The organism is Dasania marina DSM 21967 (genome assembly GCF_000373485.1).
GTDB classification, from domain to species: domain Bacteria; phylum Pseudomonadota; class Gammaproteobacteria; order Pseudomonadales; family Dasaniaceae; genus Dasania; species Dasania marina.
This window is the reverse complement of record NZ_KB891586.1, coordinates 407,914-432,165: the sequence shown is the minus strand read 5'-3', so window position 1 is coordinate 432,165 and position 24,252 is coordinate 407,914. Positions and strand designations below refer to the sequence as shown.

The 24,252-nt window shown below is 44.1% G+C and carries 17 protein-coding genes; all 17 read left to right on the top strand.

The features are described from left to right. The first annotated feature begins 182 nt into the window (after positions 1-182). The 17 genes from B067_RS0114845 (at position 183) to B067_RS0114755 (ending at position 24,232) form a co-directional block, all read left to right on the top strand. Positions 183-2,417 (top strand): TonB-dependent receptor, encoded by a 2,235-nt coding sequence (locus B067_RS0114845; protein WP_019530878.1) that lies wholly within the window; start codon positions 183-185, stop codon positions 2,415-2,417. A 37-nt stretch (positions 2,418-2,454) separates the two neighbouring features. Further along, positions 2,455-3,825 (top strand): purine-cytosine permease family protein, encoded by a 1,371-nt coding sequence (locus tag B067_RS0114840; protein WP_019530877.1) that lies wholly within the window; start codon positions 2,455-2,457, stop codon positions 3,823-3,825. Between the two features lie 131 nt (positions 3,826-3,956). Next, complete coding sequence (locus tag B067_RS0114830) at positions 3,957-4,778, top strand: helix-turn-helix transcriptional regulator (protein WP_169335585.1); 822 nt, start codon at positions 3,957-3,959, stop codon at positions 4,776-4,778. 51 nt (positions 4,779-4,829) lie between these two features. Next, a complete protein-coding gene (locus tag B067_RS0114825; RefSeq protein WP_019530874.1) occupies positions 4,830-5,687 on the top strand; it encodes a PA4780 family RIO1-like protein kinase in 858 nt (285 codons plus the stop codon). A 173-nt stretch (positions 5,688-5,860) separates the two neighbouring features. Then, positions 5,861-7,819, top strand: coding sequence for an LTA synthase family protein (locus tag B067_RS0114820; protein WP_019530873.1), 1,959 nt, complete (start codon positions 5,861-5,863; stop codon positions 7,817-7,819). A 187-nt stretch (positions 7,820-8,006) separates the two neighbouring features. Beyond that, the gene (locus B067_RS0114815) at positions 8,007-9,617 is read left to right on the top strand and encodes a phosphoethanolamine transferase (RefSeq protein WP_019530872.1); all 1,611 of its coding nucleotides are present in this window, start codon (positions 8,007-8,009) and stop codon (positions 9,615-9,617) included. After that, entirely contained in the window at positions 9,617-10,333 is a 717-nt protein-coding gene (locus tag B067_RS0114810; RefSeq protein WP_019530871.1) for a phosphatase PAP2 family protein, read from the top strand. The genes B067_RS0114815 and B067_RS0114810 overlap by 1 nt, the downstream gene beginning before the upstream one ends. Before the next feature lie 168 nt (positions 10,334-10,501). After that, entirely contained in the window at positions 10,502-10,891 is a 390-nt protein-coding gene (locus B067_RS0114805; RefSeq protein WP_019530870.1) for a BlaI/MecI/CopY family transcriptional regulator, read from the top strand. Beyond that, the gene (locus tag B067_RS21420) at positions 10,888-11,859 is read left to right on the top strand and encodes a M56 family metallopeptidase (protein ID WP_019530869.1); all 972 of its coding nucleotides are present in this window, start codon (positions 10,888-10,890) and stop codon (positions 11,857-11,859) included. Before B067_RS0114805 ends, B067_RS21420 begins: the two co-directional genes overlap by 4 nt. A 9-nt stretch (positions 11,860-11,868) precedes the next feature. Then, the gene (locus tag B067_RS0114790) at positions 11,869-13,197 is read left to right on the top strand and encodes a TolC family protein (RefSeq protein WP_083921434.1); all 1,329 of its coding nucleotides are present in this window, start codon (positions 11,869-11,871) and stop codon (positions 13,195-13,197) included. Between the two features lie 52 nt (positions 13,198-13,249). Further along, positions 13,250-14,494, top strand: a complete 1,245-nt coding sequence (locus B067_RS0114785) for an efflux RND transporter periplasmic adaptor subunit (protein WP_020700312.1) — start codon at positions 13,250-13,252, stop codon at positions 14,492-14,494. A 26-nt stretch (positions 14,495-14,520) separates the two neighbouring features. Next, positions 14,521-17,637 (top strand): efflux RND transporter permease subunit, encoded by a 3,117-nt coding sequence (locus B067_RS0114780; protein WP_019530865.1) that lies wholly within the window; start codon positions 14,521-14,523, stop codon positions 17,635-17,637. 66 nt (positions 17,638-17,703) lie between these two features. Further along, the gene (locus B067_RS0114775; RefSeq protein WP_019530864.1) at positions 17,704-18,570 is read left to right on the top strand and encodes a HupE/UreJ family protein; all 867 of its coding nucleotides are present in this window, start codon (positions 17,704-17,706) and stop codon (positions 18,568-18,570) included. Between the two features lie 24 nt (positions 18,571-18,594). Continuing rightward, positions 18,595-18,939 carry a DUF6488 family protein gene (locus B067_RS0114770; RefSeq protein WP_019530863.1) on the top strand — a complete coding sequence of 115 codons (345 nt, stop codon included), beginning with the start codon at positions 18,595-18,597 and terminating at the stop codon, positions 18,937-18,939. Continuing rightward, complete coding sequence (locus tag B067_RS0114765; RefSeq protein WP_019530862.1) at positions 18,936-20,000, top strand: DMT family transporter; 1,065 nt, start codon at positions 18,936-18,938, stop codon at positions 19,998-20,000. Before B067_RS0114770 ends, B067_RS0114765 begins: the two co-directional genes overlap by 4 nt. Before the next feature lie 456 nt (positions 20,001-20,456). Next, complete coding sequence (gene efpL, locus B067_RS0114760) at positions 20,457-21,032, top strand: elongation factor P-like protein EfpL (protein ID WP_019530861.1); 576 nt, start codon at positions 20,457-20,459, stop codon at positions 21,030-21,032. A 935-nt stretch (positions 21,033-21,967) separates the two neighbouring features. Next, the gene (locus B067_RS0114755) at positions 21,968-24,232 is read left to right on the top strand and encodes a TonB-dependent receptor (RefSeq protein ID WP_026244696.1); all 2,265 of its coding nucleotides are present in this window, start codon (positions 21,968-21,970) and stop codon (positions 24,230-24,232) included. The last annotated feature ends 20 nt before the right edge of the window (positions 24,233-24,252 follow it).

Genomic DNA, 24,252 nt, shown 5'->3' with positions numbered 1-24,252 from the left:
CTGTGGATATTAGGGCTGCTTTATAGCTCTTAGGGGCCTTTTATAGTTCTTAGGGACTATAGGCGCATGGCGCACACTATAGTTAAATATTTTCAGGTAATAGGGCGCGGCAAATTCTATAAGCCTCAGAAAATTACTATTAATAATAAGGTTGCTTAAAAAGCCTTAAATTGGAGATGAACATGAATACAATTAAACGTAACTCCCTCTATTTGGGCATGGTGCTCGCTGGGCTTGCTGGCAATAGCTTTGCCGCAGCTAACCTAACCTTGGAAGAGGTTTTTGTTAGTGCACAAAAAACCACCGAGAGCCTGCAAGATGTTCCCATTTCAGTGATTGCGCTGGCATCTGATTCATTAGGAAATTTTAAATTTCGCAACACGCAAGAGATTGCAGCGCAAGCACCCAACGTACAAATGTTAGGCAGTAATGGCGATGCCCAGCTGGTATTAGGCATGCGCGGTATTACGCAATCGGATTACAGCCCTAATGGTACTGGCGCGGTAGCCTTATATGTAGACGAAGTTTATATGGGCGCCACACCTTTAGCCTCCAGCGTGCAGCTGTTTGATGTAGAGCGCATAGAAATGTTGCTGGGCCCGCAGGGTACCTTATATGGCAAAAATGCCACCGGCGGTGCCGTGAATGTGATGACTAACGTGCCGCAAATGGATGACACCAGCGGTTATTTGGATATAGGTTTAGGTAATTACGGCTACAAAACTATGGCTGGCGCTATCGATACCTTGCTATCGGATAATTGGGGTGTGCGTCTGGCTTTTACCAACTCTGAAAATGATGGCTTGGTGGATAACAAACAATCCGGCGCTGATGACCCTAGCCAAATTAAAGAAAGTGGTGTGCGTTTATCGTTGGCCTACCAAGGCGATGACTTGGATGCCATTTTACGAGTGACTAAAAACCGCACCCGTGCCAATCACTCGGGTATTTTATTACTAGAGGCCGACGGCGGTGTAGAAAATGGTGGTGTAGGTTTAGGGTCTACCGGTTATGGCCGTGGTGATTTAGATTTTCACGAAACAGAATCGAATCGTGTAGAAGAGAAAAAGTTCGATCTGGAAAGTGTTAACTTAACCTTTAACTACAATATCGATAATTATATTATTACCTCTATCACCTCTTTGGATAACGGCGAATACTTTGTGCCAGAAGATCCCGATGGTAGCCCTTACCATTTGTTAGAGGATGATTTCTACGCAGAAACTAAACAGTTTGCCCAAGATACTCGCCTGTCGTCGGATTTTGATGGCGCGTTTAATTATATTGCCGGTCTGTACTACAGCACGGATACTACTGATGGCGAAACCCGTTACCGCTGGTTGGCGGATTTAGGTGATGGCACCCAGCCTTTGGCGAATGCCTGCTTAGATACTTTTTTCTACGGTTGTTACTACTCTAATAGCTATGAGCAAACGCGTGAGACTAAGGCGGCTTACTTCCACAGCACTACACAGCTCAGCGATACCTTATCGTTAACCGCAGGTTTGCGTTACACCGAAGACACCATAGAAGTAGAGGACTACACCTCTTGGTTGGGTGAAGCACAAAATAGCTTTGATCAAACCGTCGATGGCCCTTCATTAGGTAGCCTAGGTTTAGATGGCCGCAATGAAAAAATTAAAGACACCAACACCTCCGGTAAAATAGGCCTGGATTGGTTTTATACCGAAGACGTCATGTTGTATGCCTCTTACAGCACCGGTTACCGCGGTAGTGCCTTTAATGGTTTTGCTTTCGCCGCCGATGAGTTTACCTCGGTAAAACCTGAAGAGCTAAAAGCCTGGGAAGTGGGTTTTAAAGCTACCTTGCAAGATGGCCGTACCCAGGTAAACGCTGCTGCTTTTCATTACATCTATGAGAACCAACAGTTCTTAATTTTTGATGCTGGTTTACAGTTCCTATTAAACGCCGGTGAGTCAGAAATTACCGGTATGGAATTGCAAATTATCACGCAAGCAACCGAGCGTCTTAGGTTAATGGGTGGTATAGGCTTGTTAGATTCGGAATACACCGAGCTTAACTATGCCGGCATGGACTTGTCAGGTAATAGCCTGCCTTCAGCGCCTGAACTGAATGCAAACATTGTGGTGGATTACGATGTATGGGAAAGCAACTCAGCCTGGGTTAAGTTTCACTACGATGCCAACTATGTATCTAAGCAGTATTTTGAACCGTTTAACGACAGCCGCTTGGATCAGCCTGCCTATGCTATACACAATGTGCGTTTAAACATTGCGGTAGAGGATGAGGCGCATTCATTTGGTGTGTATGTTAAAAACCTAACGGATGAAGAGTATGCGACTTATTCGGTAGATTTAACCACGGATTGGAATGGTTTATTCTTCTTCCGCGGTGCGCCACGTACTTACGGTGTTGATTATAAATTCCGTTTTTAAGTCGGCGTCATAAGCAGCAACCCTATAGGAAGTAAGCATGTCATCAGCAAATTCTGCAACAGAAACAGCCGCAGCCAGCCATGAGGTGGAAGGCTACGGCGCTATCAAAGGGACCTTGTCCCTGGGCCGCATAGCCATGATTTGGCTGGCTGCGAATTTGGTGGTGACAACCTTACTAACAGGCACGCTGTTTGTGCCGGGAGTATCTTGGCCGCAGGCCTTAGCCATGATTGTGTTGGGCACCTTGATAGGTGCGGTAGTGTTGGTGTTGGTTGGTAATATGGGCACACGTACTGGCCTGTCTACCATGTCGTTAACCAAAGGGGCCTTTGGCCTGCGTGGGGCGTTTTTAACCACCGGGGCTAATGTCGTTATTCTTATGGGTTGGTGCTGGGTACAAGCGATGCTGGCGGGTGTTACCGTCAACTTTATCGTGCAACAGGCAACGGGGTTTTCTAACCCGGTGCTGTTTTCGGTGTTATGCCAGGTTTTGGTGGTGAGCTTGGCTGTTTTTGGCCATGAAGGCATAGCCAAAGTGGAGCCTTGGCTGGCACTGATTATTTTAAGCGTAATGGTCTACATTTTTTATCTTGCCTTTGGCAGCTACTCGGTAGCTGCCTTTTTTGATTTATCCATAGAGCCAAGCCTAGGCTGGAATGCTTGGTTGGTCTTGGATGTGGTTATTGCCACAGCTATTTCTTGGACGGTGCTGTCTGCCGAGTTTAATCGCCTAGCCAAAAATCAGGTGGCTGGCGTGGTAGGCTCAGGCATAGGCTACACCTTGTCCACCATACTCACGATGAGCTTAGGTGCTACCGCCATTGCTTATTTAGGCTTAGAAGGTAAGGCGGCAACTAGTTTTGACCCTACCGTGATAGTGGCTGCTTTTGGCGCGCCGCTGGCGTTGGTGATTTTTTTATCGGTCATGGCCACCAATACAATGGTGGTGTATGGCATGATTTCGTCGGTGCTTAATGTCACCCCTAGCAAAAAGCTAAAATTTGTCCCGGTGGCCTTGGTGTTGGGCGCTATCTCTATAGTGGGGGCCAGTTGGTTGGCCATGCTAGAGCAATTCACCTCGTTTTTAACCTTAGTGGGCAGCTTATTTATACCGGTATTTGCGATTATGATAGCGGATTACTATATCGTGCAGCGCGGCCACTACGACCGTGATATTTTGCTAGGCCGTGGTGGTAAGTACTGGTATCAGGGAGGCGTTAACATGGCCGCACTCGTTGTGTGGGTACTAGGGGTGCTAGCCTCTATATTGTTCACCTACGTTATCTCCAGCCCCGTAGGAGCCACCTTACCTACCTTTGCCGTTTCCTTTGGCGGTTATTTGGCCTGGTCTTTAGTGGCGGGCAAGCGGCTTAAAGCTAAACCTGTGGCTAAGCACCTACTCTCTTAGCCTGTCTTAATGCAGCCTGGTGCGCTCAGTGCCAGCCACTGCCTATTTCTCTATGCTGTTAAAGTTACCGGCATTTTTGCTATAGTGTGCCCCCCCATTAACTATAGATAGGCCGTGATACGATGATTAGCATGGAAAGTGCTGCGTGGTATAGTTCACTGGTTGAGCTGCATGAAAAAGTGAGCGAAGGCTCATTCTTTGCTGACCTGTCTGACACTTTAAAAGAAATTGTAGGCTTTGATTGCTCTGGCGTGATGTTTTACAACGGTAGAGAAGTTCACAGTATCTACAAAGGCGACTTCTCGGTTAATTTTGATAAGCATATAGCGCTGTATTTAAAAGGCCTATACCTGCTAGACCCTCATTACAATATGCTAGCCAGCGGTGTAGATACCGGGCTGTATTGTTTTAGGGATATACTGCCCGATCATTACCGTGAAACAGAGTATTACAATACCTTTATTAAGCCGGTGGGTATTACCGACGAGTATGATTTTATCGTCAAAATCGATAATTGTTACGTCGATTTTTATATGGATAAGCTGGAGGGTAAGTTTTCCCCGGCCGAAGAAGCTAAGCTTGTAGCTTTAATGCCTATGGTGACTTATCTGATTAAAACCCATTGGGATAATTATGATTACGGCCTAGGAGTACAAAAACTCGCCACCAGCGCTAAGCCCTATCAGAGTATTTTTGATTCCTTTGGTAAATCGATACTCACCGATAGAGAGCAGGATGTGATCCAGTGTATTTTAAATGGCCACTCGTCTAAGTCCCTAGCGCAAAAATTAAATATTTCTTTGAGTACGGTAAAAATCCATAGAAAGCATATTTACCAAAAACTGGATATTAAATCCCAATCGGAGTTGTTTTCACTATGCATACAGTCATTAGCGATACAGGAGCTCAATGAATCCGATGATCCCCTGGGCGCCTTAATGGCCAAACAATAACCGCTATGAGCTGGCACAGCCGCTCCTTGTATTTGACGTAGTAAGGACAATATGAAAGTACCTAAACGCCTGCAACCCCTAGTGGATGACGGCTTAATTGATGAAGTTGTTAGCCGCCTAATGAGCGGGAAAGAAGCCGATATTTTTATCGTACGCTGTGGCGGCAAGATACGCTGTGCCAAGGTGTATAAAGATGCGCTTAAACGCAGCTTTAAAAAAGCCGCCCAATACCAAGAGGGCCGCAAGGTGCGCAGTGGCCGCCGCGCTAGGGCTATGGAAAAACGCTCTAACTACGGCCGCCAGCAGCAAGAAGAAGTGTGGCAAAACGCCGAAGTGGATGCGCTGTCGCGCTTAGCCAGCGCCGGAGTACGGGTGCCAGAAACCTTTGGCTGCGTCGATGGCGTGCTGCTGATGGAGCTAGTGACCGATGAGGCTGGCGAAGTGGCGCCGCGCCTAGATGATGTGATGATGTCAGAAGAGCAGGCGCTAGAAGACCACGCCACCATGATGCACTACGTTAAGCTGATGCTGTGCGCAGGCTTGGTACACGGTGACCTCTCTGAGTTTAATGTGCTGGTGGACGACTACGGCCCGGTGATTATCGACTTACCGCAAGCGGTTAACGCCGCCGCCAATAATAATGCGCAGAGCATGTTAGCCCGCGACATTAATAATATGACCCGCTATTACGCCGAGTTTGCTCCCCAGCTATCGACTACGCGCTATGCCGAAGAAATGTGGGCCTTATACGAAGAGGGAGAATTGACCCCCGAAACTCCACTTACCGGCCTGTTTGCAGACGACGGGGCCAGTGCCGATGTCGATGCCGTATTAGAAGAGATTAAAGCGGTGATGCAAGAGGAAGAGGAAAAACAGCAGCGCTTACAAGAGGCGGAGGAGGACGATTAAGCCTCAGCTTTAGCGTCACAAGGGCCCCAAAAAAGTCGGGCTTTGGCTAACTGATTTATTTAATACTGATAAAACAAGAAAATACTGTAACTCGAGACTAGGCTTAGGGCTGCTTCGTTCGTCCTAATACTATCTTAAGACTGTCTTAAGGTTTTGAGAGTACAGTATTTAGCATGACAACATACCCAACTGCTAGCACCACCCACAATCGTTCCCTCTTAGCCCTGTTAAAGCCCTATGCTTATGCCATAGGCTTGGGCCTTTTCATGTTGTCAGCCTTTAGGCTGGGCTATATCGCTTGGCAGTGGGACAGGGTGGCAGCCTCGCAGGGCTTGGGGTTTCTATTATTACAGGGCCTGCGCTTCGATGTGCTAATACTGTCTGCCCTGCTTATTATCCCACTTAGCCTTAGCCCGCTAATCAATCAGTGCAAAGCCTTATATAGCTTCTGGCCGGGGCTGTTAAAATTCTATTTGTGTGCGGCGTTGCTGTGGTTGTTATTTATGGAGCTGGCCACCCCTAATTTTTTACTGCAATTTGATGCCCGCCCCAACATTTTATTTGTGGAGTATTTGAAATACCCCAAAGAAGTACTGGCTATGCTATGGGGCGGTTTTAAAACCTGTTTTATCATTACCGCGATTGCCATGCCCTTGGCTGCTATAACCTTATGGCGAGTATTACCCGCCGCCCCCATCGTCTCTTTAACTTGGCCTAAAGCCTTAGCGCTATCGTTAGTGTTGTTTTGCCTGTTGGTTTTAGCTGTGCGCTCCAGTGTCGGCCATAGGCCAGCTAACCCTAGTGTGGTGGCTTTTTCTACCGACTTAATGGTTAACGATATCGCCTTAAACTCCAGCTATTCACTGTTATATGCCATCTACGAATCGGCCAGAGACGAAAAAGGCTCGCTAGCCTATGGCGATATGGCGGTAGATAAGATGTTGGCAATAGTAAAGGCCGAGATGCGGGTGCCCGCCAGTGATTTTATCGTCGGCGATATTCCAACCTTACATAACCAGGCCGCTTTGAATACGCAGGCTAAGCCGAAAAATATCGTGATTATTTTAGAGGAGAGCTTGGGGGCAGAATTTGTCGGTAGCTTAGGAGGCAAGCATCTTACGCCACAGTTGGATGCGTTGGCTGAGCAAGGGCTATGGTTTGAAAATCTCTATGCTACCGGCACGCGCTCGGTGCGCGGTATAGAGGCGGTGATCACCGGCTTTACTCCTACCTCTGCACGCTCGGTAGTGAAATTAAGCCAATCTCAGCGCGGCTTTTTTAGTTTTGCCGAAGTGCTGCGCCGTAAAGGTTACGACACCAGCTTTATTTATGGCGGTGAAGCCCACTTCGATAATATGAAACGCTTCTTTATGAATAATGGTTTTAGTAAAATTATCGAACAAAAGGATTATAGTGATCCACAGTTTGTCGGCTCTTGGGGGGTGTCGGACGAGGACTTATTTAGTAAGGCCGATAAGCTTTTTCAAAGTTACGGTGACAAACCTTTTTTCAGTTTAGTGTTTAGCTCTTCTAATCACACCCCCTTCGACTTTCCCGATAATCGTATAGCTTTATATGATAAGGAAAAAGCAACAGAGAATAACGCGGTTAAATACGCCGATTACAGCCTAGGGCAATTTTTTAAACAGGCTAAGCAATCCCGCTATTGGGATAACACTTTGTTTTTAGTGGTGGCCGACCATAACTCCCGCGTGCGTGGCGCCAATTTAGTCCCCATAGAATATTTTCATATACCGGGTTTGATTATGGGTGGAGGGGTACAGCCATCGGTGTATAGCAAAGTGAGCAGCCAAATCGATTTGTTCCCCACGCTACTGTCTATGGCAGGTATAGATGCTGAATTTCCGGCTATAGGCCGCGATATAACAGACCCTAAATATGCTGGTGATTCTGGTAGGGCGATGATGCAATACAACAAAACCCAGGCCTACCGCGAGGGTGATCAAGTTGTAGTTTTTGAGCGTAATAAACCCGCCGTACAATATTCATATAAAAAGGGAAAATACACTAAGTCAGCCGTGCAAAATAAAACCTTAATCGACAAGGCTTTGGCTCATGCGCTGTTTGGTCCCTATTCTTACCAGCAGGGTAATTACCGCCTGCCTGATTGATATCGTTTTTCAATATTTATTTTCTACACTACGCCATCTTAAGCTTTTGTTAAGTTTGTCTTGTTATATTGCAAGTTGGTTTATAAGGTTGCAAATAATGGGGTTGTCCAGTGTGTCAAAATAACCTGTTTTTTGTTTTTGAACGACCTGTAAGTCAGTACTTATCAATAATGATATTAGGCTTACTATGAAGTTATCTCTCAACGCTATACCCTTCTATAACAAGGTAACACCCACCGTATTAACGTTAATAACGGCAGCGTTTTTGCTGTTAACGTCCAATCATGTATTTTTTGAAAAGTTGCTGGTTATTTACCCCTTAGCTGAAAATATGGGATTTATCCTATCGGTAGGCTTGCTGCTGTTCTGTATTTTGGTGTTATTTATTGCTGTGCTTAGCCTGTTGGTGCCGGTGCGCTGGGTGTGTAGTTTCTTTTTGCTAACCGCTGCGGTTGCAGGGTTTTATATGGATAGATTTGGCATTACTTTTGACGATGTCATGTTGCAGAATATTGTTGAAACAGATGTGTCGGAGGCTGCCGATCTATTTAGCTATGGCTTGATTCTATATGTATTAGTGTTGGGTATTTTTCCTGTTATAGGCTTATGGCTGTTAAAGTTTACGCCGTCTTTATGGTGGAGGGAATTGCGATATGGTTTGCAAACGGCCTTAGTCTCAATATTTGCGATGGTGCTGTGCATAGTGAGTTTTAGTGATGTTTATGCGGTGTTTTCCCATGAGCATAAAAACCTGCGCTATTACAGCAACCCTAGTTATGCGATTTATTCCTTGGGGAAGTTTATCACTTCTTATAGTAAAACCGTCACCGTAACAGAGATTAAAACAACTTCGCCCAACGCGGATATTGCCGATACCGATTCCGGCCATGAGTTAATTATTATGGTGGTGGGGGAGACCGCTAGGCGTGATCGTTTTTCTTTAAATGGATACGCCCGTAATACCAACCCAGAGCTAAGCAAAGAGAGCCGCTTAGTTAGTTATAGTCATATTTCAGCCTGTGGCACCTCAACGGCGGTGTCTGTACCCTGTATGTTTTCTATGTTAGATCACGATAATTATTCTAGAAGTGCAGCCAGCGGCATGGAAAACGTATTAGATGTACTAGCGCGTGTAGGGGTCAATATTCTATGGCGGGATAATAACTCAGGCTCTAAAGGTGTGGCCGACCGTATACCCTTTGAAGATTTTAGCGACAAAGCACGCAATCCCGTGTGTGATGTTGAATGTAGAGATGTGGGTATGTTGCAGGGCTTGCAAGAGTATATCGATGCGCAAAGCGGTGATATTTTAATTGTGTTACATCAAATGGGTAACCATGGCCCCGCCTACTACAAACGTTACCCGGCAGAGTTTGAGCGTTTTACCCCGGCCTGTCATTCAGCAGAGTTAGGCCAGTGTAGTGATGAGGAAATTAATAACGCCTACGACAATGCCATTCTTTACACCGATTATTTTTTGGCTAAGGCTATAGCTTTGTTAAAAGCCAATACCCCTAACTATGAAACCGCTTTGCTTTACGTAAGCGATCATGGCGAGTCGCTGGGTGAAAATGGTTTGTATCTACACGGCATGCCTTACCTAATAGCCCCCGCCGAACAGATAGATGTGCCGGTGATTGCCTGGGTGGGCGAGTCCTCAGATGTGGATATTAGCAGTGCATTGGAATTGAAAGATGTAAGTAACTCTCATGATGCAGTGTGTCATGCTTTGTTGGATCTGTTTGAGGTGGACTCTGCATCTGTGTCTAATGGCCCAAGCTTGTTTCAAGTAAACTAATGCTAACCATGACACTGCTGACGCGCACGTTAAGACATCCTTTAGCCGTTTGGCTATTACCTGCGGTAACCTTCATAGCAGTCAATGCTGTTTTATTAGGGTTGGATGTCGATAGGCTGTTGGCTGCTAAGTTATATGCGTATCAAGGTTATGAGTGGCGTTATCAAGGTAGTTGGCTGTTGCAAGACGTTATCCATCAAGGGGGCAGGGCTTTAGTCTTAACGCTGTATTTAGTGTTAATAGGATTATTGTGTAGCAGCTTTGTAGTAATGCGTTTAAAAAAATACCAAAGAGGTTTGTTTTATTTACTAGCCTCGGTATCCCTTTCGTTAATTATAGTGAGTGTCTTAAAGCAGCTGACGGCCGTGTCTTGCCCCTGGAACTATAGCCAGTTTGGTGGTGAGTTACCCTATCAATCTTGGCTTGAGGCTATGTTATCCGCGCAGGGTGGCCGCTGCTTTCCCTCTGGCCATGCCAGTGGTGCTTATGCGTGGCTGGCGCTGTATTTCTTTTGTCGTTGTTACTTGCCCCGTTGGCGTAACGTTAGCTTAGTAGCGGTGATGCTTTTAGGGCTAATCTTTGGCGTGGCGCAGCAATTACGGGGTGCTCATTTTTTATCCCATGATATATGGACGCTGACGATTTGCTGGTATATCTCCTTCTTGATGTCTTATCTGTTTAAGCTCCATCTATCTAAAGCTATGGGTAACCCCTAAGCTTATAGGTCTTTTTGTCATTCTTTCAGATTCTTATAGCTGTGTAAGGGGTGATTCGCTCTGCTGTAATCTCACAAGAATTAAAAGCATACACAAAAACCGATTGCCAGTCGGTTTTTGTGTATGCTATCTTCCTCTACCTTATTTACGGCTATGGTTATCTAAGATATGCACCTCGGTGAGCTCGAAAAATTAGTCCTTCAATACCTATGGGAAACGGGGTCAGCTGATGCAAAGCAGGTCTTTTCCTACTTTGAGAAGCGCCGTGGTGGTTCACTAAACACCATTCAAAGCACCTTGGATCGCCTGTTTAAAAAAGGGGTGCTGCTACGTGAAAAGCATGGGCACGCTTTTCAGTATCAGGCCGTTAGTGATCGAGACGCATTCATAGGCCAGCTAGTTAATGAGATTTCCAGTGATTTTGGCTCAAGTGGTGAGAACACGTTGCTAGCTGCATTTACTTCGTTATCGAGTGGTATGAATGAAAGGCAATTAGATGAGCTGGAACGACTGATAGACGAGCGGCGTTTAAAAGTCAGTCTGGATTCGAAAGAATGATATTCGGTGATTTTGGGCTAGTACTTAATGTTCTCACTATTGCTATTTTGAGCTTTAGTTTTACCTTACTTGTGGTATCACTACTCATTGTTCAGTTAAATCGTTTATTGTCACAGTTTAACGCCAAAAGTCGATCACGTTTACTTTGGTGCATAGTTACTTTGCCATGGGTAGTGAGTTTTCTTTCTGTGGTGGTTCTCGTATTTCCAGAGCTATTTAAATGGCAAAGCGCATGGTTAACATCACCTTTGCACTGGCATCACATATATACGTTTTCGGTACTTAGCTGGCATGGCGTCTCTTTGCTCTTGTTTAGTACATTGGTTTTATTGTTACTGTTAATGAAATCTGTAAAAGCGTTAAAAGTAATATCGAATTTTAATCTGCTCAATGAATTTTCTAAGCCAGAGGCAATGCCCAATGGATGCATGATTATAGATTCAAAGAATGTTAGTGCGTTTACGTCGGGACTATTAAAGCCACAAGCTTATATTACCCAAGGACTTCATGACCAGCTAAGCAATGAGGAGAGTTGTGTTGTGCAGCAGCATGAGCTTGCACATGCAAAGTATTCACACCCGCTTAAAAAATACACTTTTTCTATTTTCTCAACGTTTTACCCTAATCAGTTGGGATATAGGTTAAATGAATCTTATTCGTTAGCGCTTGAGCAAACCGCCGACAATGCTGTATTAGCACTCATAAGCGATGTAACACTGATTTCGAAAACAATAATAAAAGTTACTCGTTTGCAATCGTTTATCAACGCCCGACAACAAGAGCCAACAGCTGGCTGTGCTTTTACTAGACACCCTTTTGAATTAAGAATTAGATATTTATTAAATGATAATAAGGGTAATTCATTTCCTTATTTATTTGTGTTAATTTCGGCTTTAACTATTGCATCTATTAGCACATTCTCTGTTGATTTCATTCATCACTCTTTCGAACATCTATTTAGCCATTAAGGAAATATAATGCTTTTTTTGGGCCATAAGCGCACGCACAAAAAACCGATTGGTAGTCGGTTTTTTGTGCGTCAATCAGCTTTGCATGCGTTACGATCATTGTCTTTTTGTCTAGTTGCATCATTTCCTGTATACGCTGCGGGTCAGCTAGAAATAGAGCTTTCAATGCAGGAGGCGATTGCCAGAAGCTTAAATAAACATCCAGAGTTGGCCAGCTTTGCCTATCGTATAAAAAGTGCTGAGGGTGATGTTAGCTATGCAGCGGTTGGTCAAAAACCGGAATTATCCTTGGTGGTAGAAGATGCTTTTGGATCAGACGAATACTCAAAGCTTGATAATTCCAAGGCTACATTAAGCATTAGTTGGATTTTAGATGGTGAGTTATCAAATCGAAGAGTCGGTAAATTCCAAGCGAAAAAAACGCTTGTTGATATTGAGCGTGACATAAAGCGTTATGATATTGCAGCGAAAACAGCGCACCAATTTTTAACTGTTATAGCACTTCAAGATCGTTTAGCTATTGCGATAAAAGCACAGCAGAATATGGAAAAGGCTCTTATGGGTATTTCTAAGCGTGTTAGTGCTGGTAGTGCTTTAGTGGCAGATCAACTTCGAGCAGAGGTTAGTGTTGAGCGCCGAAACCTGAATATTGAAGATATTACCCATGAATTGAAATCCGCTAAAAAAATACTAGCGTCTATGTGGGGAGGTGCATATATAGATTTTACTTCTGTATCGGGGTCTTTAAATATATCCAGGTTGCCAATCGAATTTTCTGACCTCAACGAAGCCATTAAAACTAACCCTAGAATACGTTATTTCTTAACTCAAGAGCGGCTCATAGAGAGTGAAATAACCCTTGCAAAAGAAGAATCAAAAAATAGATTACGCTTTAATGCAGGGATTAGCCGTTATGAAAGAACAGAAGATTATGGTTTGACGTTTGGCGTGTCATTGCCGCTGGGTAAATCGAACCGTAACCAAGGGAGAATTTCTGCTTTAACTGCTGATAAGGGCCGTTATCTGGCCGATGCTAACGCAACTGAAATTCAGCTACTCACACAAGTTTTTGTGCTCTATGAGGAGTTAAAGCACGGCCATCACATTAACGATTCACTTGAAAATAAAATTATCCCGCGCTTGGCGCGTGCTTTAGAAGAAACGCATAAAGCCTATCAATTAGGTAAATACAGCTATCAAGAGTGGTCAATGGTTCAACAAGAGCTTCTCGACGCACAACTTGCACTTATCGATGCGCGTTTGATGGCACTTAACAACACCGTCGAGTTAGAACGTTTAACGGGATTGGCGCTTCTGCGTTATAGCACCGCACTCTAACCAGATTAATTACGCGTAAATCATTAAAATATTTAATGGATCGAGGAAAGAAATGAAAAAATTACTATTACATCCTGTGGCGTTCGGGTTCATGTTTTTTGGGGTCGTGCTGACATTTGTTACTACCTCTGTATCGGTAGCTGCCGTTGATGACTCTATAGTGGAAACTGAGCCTGAGAAAGGTCCTAATCGAGGGCGTCTGTTAAAACAAGATGGATTTGTGATCGAGCTATCGATTTTTGAAACAGGTGTGCCACCAGAATTTCGTGTTTGGGTGACTAACCAAGATAAGCCTGTCGCCCCCGAGGCGGTTTCCTTGACGGTAAAGCTGACCCGTTTAGGTGGCGTGGTTGATACCATAAACTTTAAACCACAGAGTGACTTTTTAAGAGGCGACATGGAAATTTATGAACCTCATTCGTTCGCGGTGACAATTAATGCGAACTATCAAAATAAAAGCTATCAATGGCAATACGACAACTTTGAAGGACGCACAAATATTGAGCCAAAAGTTGCTGAGGCGATGAATATACAAACAGAAATTGCTGGAGAGGCCACTCTTTCTGAAACCATTGAGGTATTTGGTCGCATAGTGCCAGCGCAGGATGGTCAGCGTCATATTACCGCACGCTTTGATGGACAAATTAAATCAATGCCAGTGAACTTAGGGCAAACGGTAAAGTCAGGTGATGTACTAGCCAGGATTGAAAGTAACGAGAGTTTAACGTCCTATGCGATTACTTCACCTAGTGATGGCGTTATCTCAGCTAAATTTGCTAATGACGGTGAGCAAACAGATGGCCGTGTTCTATTGTCCATCACCAATTTGCAGAAATTAACCGCAGAATTAGCGGTATTTCCGACAGACCGTGCGCGGGTGAGTCTTGGCGCCCCAGCCACTATTAATGTGGGTGAAGTGAAGGACAGCCTAATAAGCACAGTGATCTTTCTGGATAGCCAACTTCAGCGTAATCAATCCACAATAGTACGTGTAGCAATAGATAACGCGTCAGGTCTTTATATTCCTGGCCAGTATGTCACAGGCGAGATCGAAGTGGATCGCTACTTGGTTCCTTTGGCCGTTAAGCGTATCGGCTTGCAATCCTTTCGAGATTTCACCGTGGTGTATGCCAAAGTGGGTGAGCAGTATGAAGTGCGTATGTTGGAGTTAGGGCGTAAAGCCGGAGAGTGGATTGAGGTGTTAGGGGGGTTAGACGTAGGCTCAGAATATGTGACGGAGAACAGTTTTATTATTAAGGCAGATATTGAAAAGTCCGGTGCCTCACACGATCACTAACAACTAGAACCAGTAAGGGAAATTCCATGCTCGAATATATTATCCGGTTTTCAATTCAGCGGCGCGCCTTGATCATGGTCGCCGTGCTCGCATTAAGCGGGCTCGGTTTGTGGAACTTTACCAAATTGCCGATTGATGCTGTTCCTGATATTACCAATGTCCAGGTCATGATTAATACTGAGGCCGCAGGTTATACCCCGCTTGAAGTTGAGCAGCGTGTGACTTTTCCTATTGAAACAGCCATGGCCGGACTACCGAATTTACAGTATACCCGCTCAGTTTCTCGCTATGGCTTATCGCAAGTTACTGTGATCTTTAGTGACGATACTGATATTTATTTTGCTCGTCAGTTGGTCGGTGAGCGTTTGTCGGGTGCTAAATCCAACCTGCCTCGTCTACTTGAACCAGAGCTAGGCCCAATTGCCACTGGTTTGGGCGAGATTTTCATGTTTACTGTAGACGCTGACCCCAGTGCGCTAAACCCCGATGGTTCGTTGATTACACCTACAGATTTGCGCTCTGTTCACGATTGGATTATTCGGCCGCAGTTGTTACGCGTACCCGGGGTGGTTGAAGTCAATCCGATTGGTGGCTACAAGCGAGAGATTCTAGTTGCTATTGAGCCCGAAAAACTTCTCGCATTGCAAGTCACGCAAGCAGATGTTATTCGAGCAATTCAAAATAACAACCAAAATCGGGGTGTGGGATTTGTCGAGCATAATGGGTCGCAATGGTTACTGCGGGTACCTGGTCAACGTGAAAACGTTGAAGAGCTAGGTGACATACTGATACGCAGTGATAACGGCATTCCTATTCGAATAAAAGATGTGGCTAGTATCGAGGAAGGTAAAGAGCTGCGAACCGGTGCTGCGACACAAAATGGCCGTGAGGTTGTCATGAGTACGGTATTTATGTTGGTGGGTGAAAATAGCCGTACCGTGGCAAAGGCCGTTGCTGAAAAACTAGAAGAGATAAAGCTGGGGCTTCCTCAAGGTGTAACAGCAACCGCTGTTTACGATCGTACTGGTCTAGTCGATAAAACACTTAAAACCGTTCAAGCCAATTTATTTGAAGGCGCGTTACTCGTCATCGTTGTTTTGTTTTTCCTATTAGGTAATGTGCGTGCAGCAATACTTACGGCGGCGGTTATTCCTGTTGCAATGCTAATGACGATTACTGGAATGGTGCATGCGGGTGTAAGTGCTAACTTAATGAGCTTAGGTGCTTTAGATTTTGGTTTACTCGTCGATGGTGCGATTATTATTGTTGAAAATTGTTTGCGCAAACTCAGTCATGCATCGGCATCCAAAAAGGAGCTGGCTATTCGAGAGCGCTTTGATATCGTCTTTAATGCTACGCGGGAAGTTATTCGACCAGCCCTGTTCGGCGTATTTATTATCACTGTTGTATATTTACCCATTTTTGCTTTAACCGGTGTTGAAGGAAAAATGTTTCATCCTATGGCGTTGACAGTGGTTATTGCATTGACTAGTGCCATCGTACTATCTATTACCTTTGTTCCAGCATGTATTGCTTTACTGTTTCGCAAGCCGATTGAAGAAAAAGATAGTGCGATTATTCGAGTAAGTCGATCAATGTATGAGCCGCTTTTGACACTTGCGCTTAAGGCGCGTTGGCTGGTGATTGGCTTTGCAATAGTCCTGGTTGCGGGTTCGCTTTTTCTTGCCACTAGATTAGGCAGTGAATTTGCACCAAATTTGGATGAAGGCGATATCGCTATGCATGCTTTGCGTATTCCCGGTACGTCATTGGGACAGGCAATCGAGTTGCAGAAAACTTTAGAAGAAAGAATTAGTCAGTTACCCGAAGTTGAACGCGTCTTTGCCAAAATAGGCACTGCCGACGTGGCAACCGATGCGGTTCCTCCTAGCGTTGCCGATAACTTTATTATTTTGAAACCGCGTAATGAGTGGCCAGACCCAAGTAAAACTAAAATGCAGGTGGTCGATGATTTAGCTACCTTGGTTGAATCTATACCTGGGAATCGTTACGAATTCCTTCAGCCGATTCAAATGCGTTTTAATGAATTATTGTCTGGTGTGCGGGCAGAGCTGGCAATAAAAATATTTGGTGATAATTTTGATCAGTTACAAGCGCTGGGTAGTGAAATAGAAAGCGTTATTGCTAACGTCGAAGGTATTGCCGATGTCCAGATGGAAAAAATCACTGGATTGCCCATTATGACCATGCAACCCAAGCTAGAAGTTCTGGCGCAATACGGTTTATCAATTAATGATTTGCAGGATCAGCTGGCGGTCGCCTTGGGTGGTGAAGTCGCTGGTCAGTTTTATGAAGGTGATAGGCGAAGTAATATTGTCGTGCGCCTAAATGAAGAGCGCCGTACAGATATGGATCGTTTACAGTATTTACCCATTCAATTACCTCATGCGGATGCCGTACCTTTACAGGAGCTTGCTACATTAGAGCTAGTTGAAGGGTTTAATCAGGTTAATCGCGAAAATGGTAAGCGCCGTGTTGTTGTTACGGCCAATGTACGAGGGCGTGACTTAGGTTCGTTTGTTGCTGATATACAATCGGCCATCAATACATCTGTTGAAGTCCCACCGGGCTATTGGGTGGAATATGGCGGTACTTATCAAAAGCTTCAGTCTGCATCGAAGCGCTTAACGGTTGTGGTTCCTATTACTTTGATCATGATAATTGGCTTGTTGTTTCTTGCTTTGGGGTCATTTAAAGATGCCATGATCATTTTTACCGGTGTGCCTTTGGCTCTCACAGGTGGCGTTTTATTTCTCGTGCTACGTGACATTCCATTCTCTATATCGGCCGCAGTCGGCTTTATTGCTCTGTCGGGTATTGCCATCCTCAACGGCTTGGTCATGGTGTCGTTTATTCGTGAACTCATACGCGAGGGGCTTACGGTTGAAAAGGCGATTGTTGAGGGCGCGTTAACACGACTACGTCCAGTAATAACCACCGCACTTGTAGCATCACTTGGCTTTGTACCAATGGCCCTAAACACAGGTATTGGCTCGGAAGTGCAGCGGCCTTTAGCAACCGTTGTTATTGGCGGAATTATATCGTCAACCTTGCTTACCTTGTTTGTATTACCGGTGCTTTATCGGTTTCTGCATAAAGATATTTTGCCAATCAAAAAATAGTAAGTTTAAATTTTTGTCGTGGTCATAGATAGTTATGGCCACAAAACTCTACTTTATGGAATTTGTATGTTTAGAATTATTTTAGTGGTTTTATTGTCGAGCTTGAGTGGCGTTGCTTTTGCGCACGGTATGTCAGCGGAAGATCAGGCACGCATCCTCAATGCAGGTTATTGGGAATATGTGCAGCTTGGTGCTACACATATGCTTTCTGGCTATGACCATCTTCTGTTTTTATTCGGCGTGATCTTCTTCTTAACTCGGTTTAGCGATATTCTAAAGTTTATAACCGCCTTTACTATTGGCCATTCAATTACGTTAGTTTTTGCAACGTTGTTAGAGATAAATGCAAACTATTATTTGATTGATGCCGTGATAGCGCTAACGGTTTGTTATAAAGCTTTTGATAACCTAGATGGTTTTAAGCGATTCTTTCAGATGCCATCCCCTAATTTAACCTGGATGGTATTTGGCTTTGGCTTAATTCATGGCTTTGGTTTGTCTACGCGGTTACAGCAACTACCGCTGGGGACAGATAATTTAGTGTTAAAAATTCTCTCCTTCAACGTTGGTGTAGAGCTAGGTCAAATCATCGCTTTGAGTATTATGCTGATTATACTTGCTGGCTGGAGAAAAACGGCATCCTTTACTCGATTCAGCAAGGCGTCAAACATAGGGTTGATGTTGCTTGGTGGGCTTTTGCTACTTATGCAGCTTCATGGCTACCAACACACACAGTACCCTGATGATTTTCCGCTAAACGCTGATGATCATTCGCATATTCATGAGGATATGGAGGCGCAATCATCACCACTCACTGCTTATCCGGTAAAATTTAACTCTAAGGCTGATTCTTCACAAGATAAAGAAGTGCAGGACGATGCGTTACCCAGCGACACACATTCTCACAACGGCGAAAGCTCCCACTCTCATTAATCACTAAAACATTAAGGTATTATTATGAAAATAGGTATAACGACGCTTTTATCTTTAGTATTACTGCTAAGCCAGCAGGTTTTTGCACACAGCGACCATGCCCCCATTACAGATGCAAAGGCAGCGGCTTTAGCAGCCGACGTTGCAGCACAACTATCAAAGAAAGATGTTGGGTTAGACATCGGCAAGCTTACCGCTAACTGGGCATTAGTTCCGAAAGAGAGCGTAACGATAGCTACCAAAGGTAAAGGCTATTATATAGTCGCAGTCGAAAACAAGCGTGAGGAAAAGACACTCTATGTACTCATGTCATCTGGTGGTGATGTTTACGACGCGAATTTCTCTGGCACCTTTAAAGGCATTGAATGATCGCTAAACTGCCTGTGGGCGTATTATATGCCCTGACGGCTGCGTGCTTGTTTGGTATCAGTACGCCCTTTGCCAAAATATTACTGAGCGAAATGCCACCGCTTTTACTGGGTGGTTTGCTGTATTTAGGCAGCGGCTTAGGCCTGCTCTTAATACGTTTATGGCGGGATAAGGGCTGGAAAAAATCTGATCTAACTCGTGGCGAATGGCCTTGGCTACTTGGCGCCATTGTTTTTGGCGGGATGCTAGGCCCGGTGTTATTAATGTTTGGATTGAAAACCACCAGTGCTTCATCTGCAACTCTCCTACTTAATATAGAGGCGGTATTAACGGCTGTTATCGCATGGGTGATCTTTAAAGAAAACGCCGATAAGCGAATTGTATTTGGCATGCTGGCCATTATTTTCGGTGGCATTTTTCTATCGTGGCCATTAGAACCGCGTACATCATCATCTGTATTGATTGGTTCAATGCTTATTGTTTTCGCATGCTTGTGCTGGGCAATAGATAATAACCTCACTCGTAAAGTTTCGGGAACAGATGCGTTATTTATTGCTGGTAGTAAAGGGTTAATTGCTGGTGTTGTTAATAGCTCACTGGCATTATCCCTAGGCTATCACTTGCCCAAGGGTATCGTTTTACTCGAAACAGCCGTGCTTGGCTTTATTGGTTACGGTGTCAGTCTGTTACTTTTTGTATTAGCGTTACGCGATCTAGGAACCGCTAGAACAGGAGCCTATTTTTCGACAGCGCCATTTATTGGCGCTGTTATTTCAATTTTACTCTTGGGTGAGTCGACGTCTATGATGTTTTGGTTTGCTGCATTATTTATGGGCTTGGGTGTTTGGTTGCATCTTACTGAAAATCACGATCATGAGCACACTCACGAGCCGCTTGAGCATACCCACGCTCATAGCCACGATAGCCATCATCAGCATCAGCACGACTTTGACTGGGATGGCGTTGGTTCGCATACGCATGCTCACAGTCATATGGCTGTTACTCATAAGCATCCGCATTTTCCGGACATTCATCACCGCCACACTCATAAAGTCAAATAACGCTGTATTTCAAATACGTGTTCTAGATAAATTTATCAATGCCGTAACATGTGAAGATACGAGGGTAATTAGTGTGTCGAGTGCGATGAAGCGCATATAGGCTTATATTGTCGTTGGCTCGAGGCGAGAAACTCTTGTTCTATTTCTGCTATAGGCTTGGCGATGACTTTATTTTCAGTGCGATATGCATGGCATTGCTAGTAGCAATAAAAATAGACTATTTGATGAGTTTGAAGGCAAAATATCTATTTTGTATAGGTGAATATGTAGTGAAAAATAGTATACTCAACTATCCCTCAGTGATAGGGCATGACTGCTCTTAACCTTGTCGCCTAGCGCTGATCTGTCAGAAAATAGACCATGACGGTTAATGATTGACCGAGCATGCGATTAAACTAAAATAGCCGGTTAACGTTGTAACCTTTTAACCTACTAATACATGCAGGACTAGAGCCAATGCCTAAGGCCAGTGAAATAAAAAAGAACGCCGCCCTCGACTACAAGGGTAATACTTATATAGTGAAGGGGATAGAACGCTCTGTGCCACAGGGCCGTGCGGGTGGCAGCATCTACCGTATGCGCATGTACGATGTGGTTACCGGCCGCAAAATTGATGAGGCGTTTAAAGACTCTGATATTTTGAACTTTGCCGACCTTATTCGCAGAGCCGTGATGTTTTCGTACATCGATGGCGATGAATATGTGTTTATGGACAACGAAAATTACACACCTTACAACCTCAATAAAGAGTCCATCGCTGACGAAATTCTTTTTATGAATGAAGCCACCGAAGGCATTCAAGTAGTGATTGTTGACGATGTCCCCGTCGCCATTGAGCTGCCTGCTCACGTGGAGTTGGAAATCACCGAAACCGACCCTTCTATTAAAGGCGGCTCCGCCACCTCAAGAACTAAGCCTGCCTTGTTATCAACGGGTTTAACCGTACAAGTGCCTGAACATATCTCTACCGGCGATAGAATTAAAATCAATGTCGAAGAGCGTAGCTTTATGAGCCGTGCGGACAGTAAATAAATAGTAGATAGTTTAGCGCTGGGTAACTGGCGCTAATTTTATTTTGTTGTTTCTCTGTAGTTACTTAGCAGTATGAGCTCGCTGAATCTATGGGATCCTATAGCACGCATTAGCTACAATCCTCGCTGCCTCTCCTTCCTAAGCGGAATTAGCCCCGGCTTATTGATAGCCGTATCATGCATATCTAACAGCTTTTTGTAGAGCAATGCTAAGCAATAGCTGTAGCGTCATAGTTTATTTTGGTCATCACAAATCACTCTTTATAGTAAATATTCGTATAGAGTCTGTAATCAATATTTCGATACTACGTTAGGTTTTTTTTCTATCTTTACAGGTGCGTTCTGATATGGATGGATGTCTCTTTTCCGGATGTATGACGGCAGCATAAACACAATATAAAATATTTATTCATTACTTTTCCGAATATGGCAAAGCTCACTATAGTTCATAGATTTAAAGCTTAATTAACTATGGTGCTACCAGCATTGCAGCCCAAAGACCAAACGTAACTTTTGGAAATCCATTAGGTGCAGGTAACAATCCTATCTTAGCTATCCGTGGTGTTTCTGTTACAAGTTATCGCCGATAACAATGAAAAAACAGTGACTATGTATGTGACGATGTGTATTTAGGCGCGCCAGCAGGTCAAACGACAAAGCTCTTTGATGTGAATCGCAACGAGGTATTACGTGGCTCGCAAGGCACCCTTCATAATGAATACATAGTCATAATCACCAGGCAGTCCTGCAGCAGACCCAGTTTTTGCCATTTGGTTCCAGCAACTGGTTCTACTCAATAATCCTAAATAATAATAGTTTACTGCTGTACTGGATAAGATCATTTTTTTAACTTGTACAGTTATTAATAAATCTAATAATTCGAAAGCTGCATTAAATGCACCCAGGATCCATCTGAGGGCTTTCTCTGGAGAATATATGAATACTTTAACGACAAGTTTAAGTAGGGCCGTCCGTTACTCTATGTTTGGTGTTGCTGCTTTAAATGTTGCGCCAGCTATGGCTTCATCGTTACTTGAAGAAATTATAGTTACAGCTCAAAAAAGAATGCAGAGTACAATGGAGGTTCCCATTGCCATTAGCGCTGTATCTGGGGATCAGTTGCGCCAGCTTGGCTTTACTAATGCTCAGCAGGTTGCCTCTATGGCCCCTGGCGTTAGTACGGTTCAGCCTAATGGCGAAGCCAATTATTCAATGGCTATTCGTGGTGTTTCAAACAGTAATTTCATTTCTAATGTTGAAAGCCCTGTTGCTTTATATGTTGATGAGGTTTACATCAGCCAAAGCGCTGGAGCTGGTTTTGCGCTCTTTGATATGCAGCGTGTAGAAATATTAAAAGGTCCACAAGGTACTCTTTTTGGTCGTAATGCTACCGGTGGCTTAGCTAACTATATAACAAAGAAACCTGAAGAAGAGTTTGAGGGTTATACGCAACTAACGGTTGGTTCCTATGATCAGGTGAAATTTGAAGGTGCTGTAGGTGGTTCCCTGAGTGAGAAAGTGACTACCCGTATATCGCTTTCGACCAATGATAATGATGGCTATATCAAGAATAGAAATGCTGCGTCAGGCGGCAAAAAACTCAATAATGCCAATGATATTGCCGCAAGATGGCAAGTGTCTATTGCTGCAGCTGACAATGTAGAAGTTTTATTGAATACGCGTTACGGTAAATCAGATATTCGTACGGGGGTTTATCAGCAAGCCAGTGCCGACGGAAGTGGTAACCTGACCCCAGGTGTAGGTGATGCTTACGGTTATGAAGATACGGATGGTGATGTCTATGCCGGTGACTGGGATTCACCAGGATCAAATGATGTTGAAACCAGTGGCTATACTGCGACGGTAACTTGGGAGATTGATGATTATATTACCCTGACCTCAATTACCGATTACTCAAAAGTTGATCGTGAATACTTTGAGGATACTGATGCTGGCCCTAATGACCCTCTTAACAATGGAGGTTATAACTATATGTTGTCGACAGAGGCTGAGCAATTCTCGCAAGAGTTGCGAATTAATGGTTCGGATGAAACGGTAGATTGGGTGGCTGGAGCTTACCATCTTAATATTGACGCCAAAGATCTGAGTGGTATTCACTGCTTTTGCGACTATGAGTTAGATTCAGATTTGTCTTTGGTAGATTCAAACTTTGATGTTAATGCCGATTTCACTTTGCCAGGTATGCTTAACCCCTATAGAAACAAGACCCAATCTACTTCTATCTTTGGTCAAATTGATTATTCCTTGTCAGACTCAATGATAGTAACGGCTGGGTTAAGAGCTATTCATGATAAGCAAGATTTTGATTTTGCTGTTGTTATTACTGATGTTATCAATCCGGATAATTTCCTAAATCCGAATATTGTTGGTCAACTTGGGCCTGCGGTTGAAGACTCTGTTACTAGTACTGAGTGGTCTAGCCGCTTAGGTTTAAGCTGGGATGTTAGTCAATACACCATGCTTTATGCTAGTTGGAGTCGTGGTGTTAAATCGGGTGGTTGGAATAGCTATACCGATCCTCGGGGTAGTGTTGGCAATCGCCCTACTGGTGCTGATTTGCGCTATGACCCTGAAGAGCTTGATGCTTATGAGCTTGGTTTTAAATCATCTCTACTTAATGGTTCCTTAGTGCTTACTGGTGCTGCGTATTATTATGATTATGCAAACTTTCAGGCATTCACGTTTGAAGGCATTACCGGTAACACATTTAATGCCGAAGCTAAAACATCAGGCTTTGAGCTTGAGGTAAAGTCAAATCCAGTTGAAGGGCTTGATGTTCTTTTCGGTGCAGGTTATATCGATAATGAAGTGACCTTGCCAAGTGGTACTAAGACCTCAGCTGTGCAAACGCCGCTTTGGAACTTAAATACCCTAGTGCGTTACGAATGGGATTTATTTACTGGCATGATGGCGCTGCAGTTTGATTCCCAGTATCGGGATAAGCACACCTTCGCTCTGGATGTTACCGAAGCAGTATCATCTGATTCCTATACTATCTCAAATATGTCTATTAGCTATACCGGTGGTGAAGAAAACTGGGATGTTAGGGTGTTTGTGAATAATCTTGAAGATGAAGAGTATTTAGTGCAAGCCTTTGATTTAGGCGGTGACTTTGGTCTGCAAGAGGGGTATTACGGTACACCTCGCTGGGCTGGCGTTAGTGCTTCTTATAATTGGTAATAGTTAGCAACGGATAACGT

What these genes read in the sequence shown, in the direction of transcription:
- B067_RS0114845 (WP_019530878.1), top strand. Translation starts at nt 183, where the DNA reads ATGAATACAATTAAACGTAACTCCCTCTATTTGGGCATGGTGCTCGCT.
- B067_RS0114840 (WP_019530877.1), top strand. Translation starts at nt 2,455, where the DNA reads ATGTCATCAGCAAATTCTGCAACAGAAACAGCCGCAGCCAGCCATGAG.
- B067_RS0114830 (WP_169335585.1), top strand. Translation starts at nt 3,957, where the DNA reads ATGGAAAGTGCTGCGTGGTATAGTTCACTGGTTGAGCTGCATGAAAAA.
- B067_RS0114825 (WP_019530874.1), top strand. Translation starts at nt 4,830, where the DNA reads ATGAAAGTACCTAAACGCCTGCAACCCCTAGTGGATGACGGCTTAATT.
- B067_RS0114820 (WP_019530873.1), top strand. Translation starts at nt 5,861, where the DNA reads ATGACAACATACCCAACTGCTAGCACCACCCACAATCGTTCCCTCTTA.
- B067_RS0114815 (WP_019530872.1), top strand. Translation starts at nt 8,007, where the DNA reads ATGAAGTTATCTCTCAACGCTATACCCTTCTATAACAAGGTAACACCC.
- B067_RS0114810 (WP_019530871.1), top strand. Translation starts at nt 9,617, where the DNA reads ATGCTAACCATGACACTGCTGACGCGCACGTTAAGACATCCTTTAGCC.
- B067_RS0114805 (WP_019530870.1), top strand. Translation starts at nt 10,502, where the DNA reads ATGCACCTCGGTGAGCTCGAAAAATTAGTCCTTCAATACCTATGGGAA.
- B067_RS21420 (WP_019530869.1), top strand. Translation starts at nt 10,888, where the DNA reads ATGATATTCGGTGATTTTGGGCTAGTACTTAATGTTCTCACTATTGCT.
- B067_RS0114790 (WP_083921434.1), top strand. Translation starts at nt 11,869, where the DNA reads ATGCTTTTTTTGGGCCATAAGCGCACGCACAAAAAACCGATTGGTAGT.
- B067_RS0114785 (WP_020700312.1), top strand. Translation starts at nt 13,250, where the DNA reads ATGAAAAAATTACTATTACATCCTGTGGCGTTCGGGTTCATGTTTTTT.
- B067_RS0114780 (WP_019530865.1), top strand. Translation starts at nt 14,521, where the DNA reads ATGCTCGAATATATTATCCGGTTTTCAATTCAGCGGCGCGCCTTGATC.
- B067_RS0114775 (WP_019530864.1), top strand. Translation starts at nt 17,704, where the DNA reads ATGTTTAGAATTATTTTAGTGGTTTTATTGTCGAGCTTGAGTGGCGTT.
- B067_RS0114770 (WP_019530863.1), top strand. Translation starts at nt 18,595, where the DNA reads ATGAAAATAGGTATAACGACGCTTTTATCTTTAGTATTACTGCTAAGC.
- B067_RS0114765 (WP_019530862.1), top strand. Translation starts at nt 18,936, where the DNA reads ATGATCGCTAAACTGCCTGTGGGCGTATTATATGCCCTGACGGCTGCG.
- efpL (WP_019530861.1), top strand. Translation starts at nt 20,457, where the DNA reads ATGCCTAAGGCCAGTGAAATAAAAAAGAACGCCGCCCTCGACTACAAG.
- B067_RS0114755 (WP_026244696.1), top strand. Translation starts at nt 21,968, where the DNA reads ATGAATACTTTAACGACAAGTTTAAGTAGGGCCGTCCGTTACTCTATG.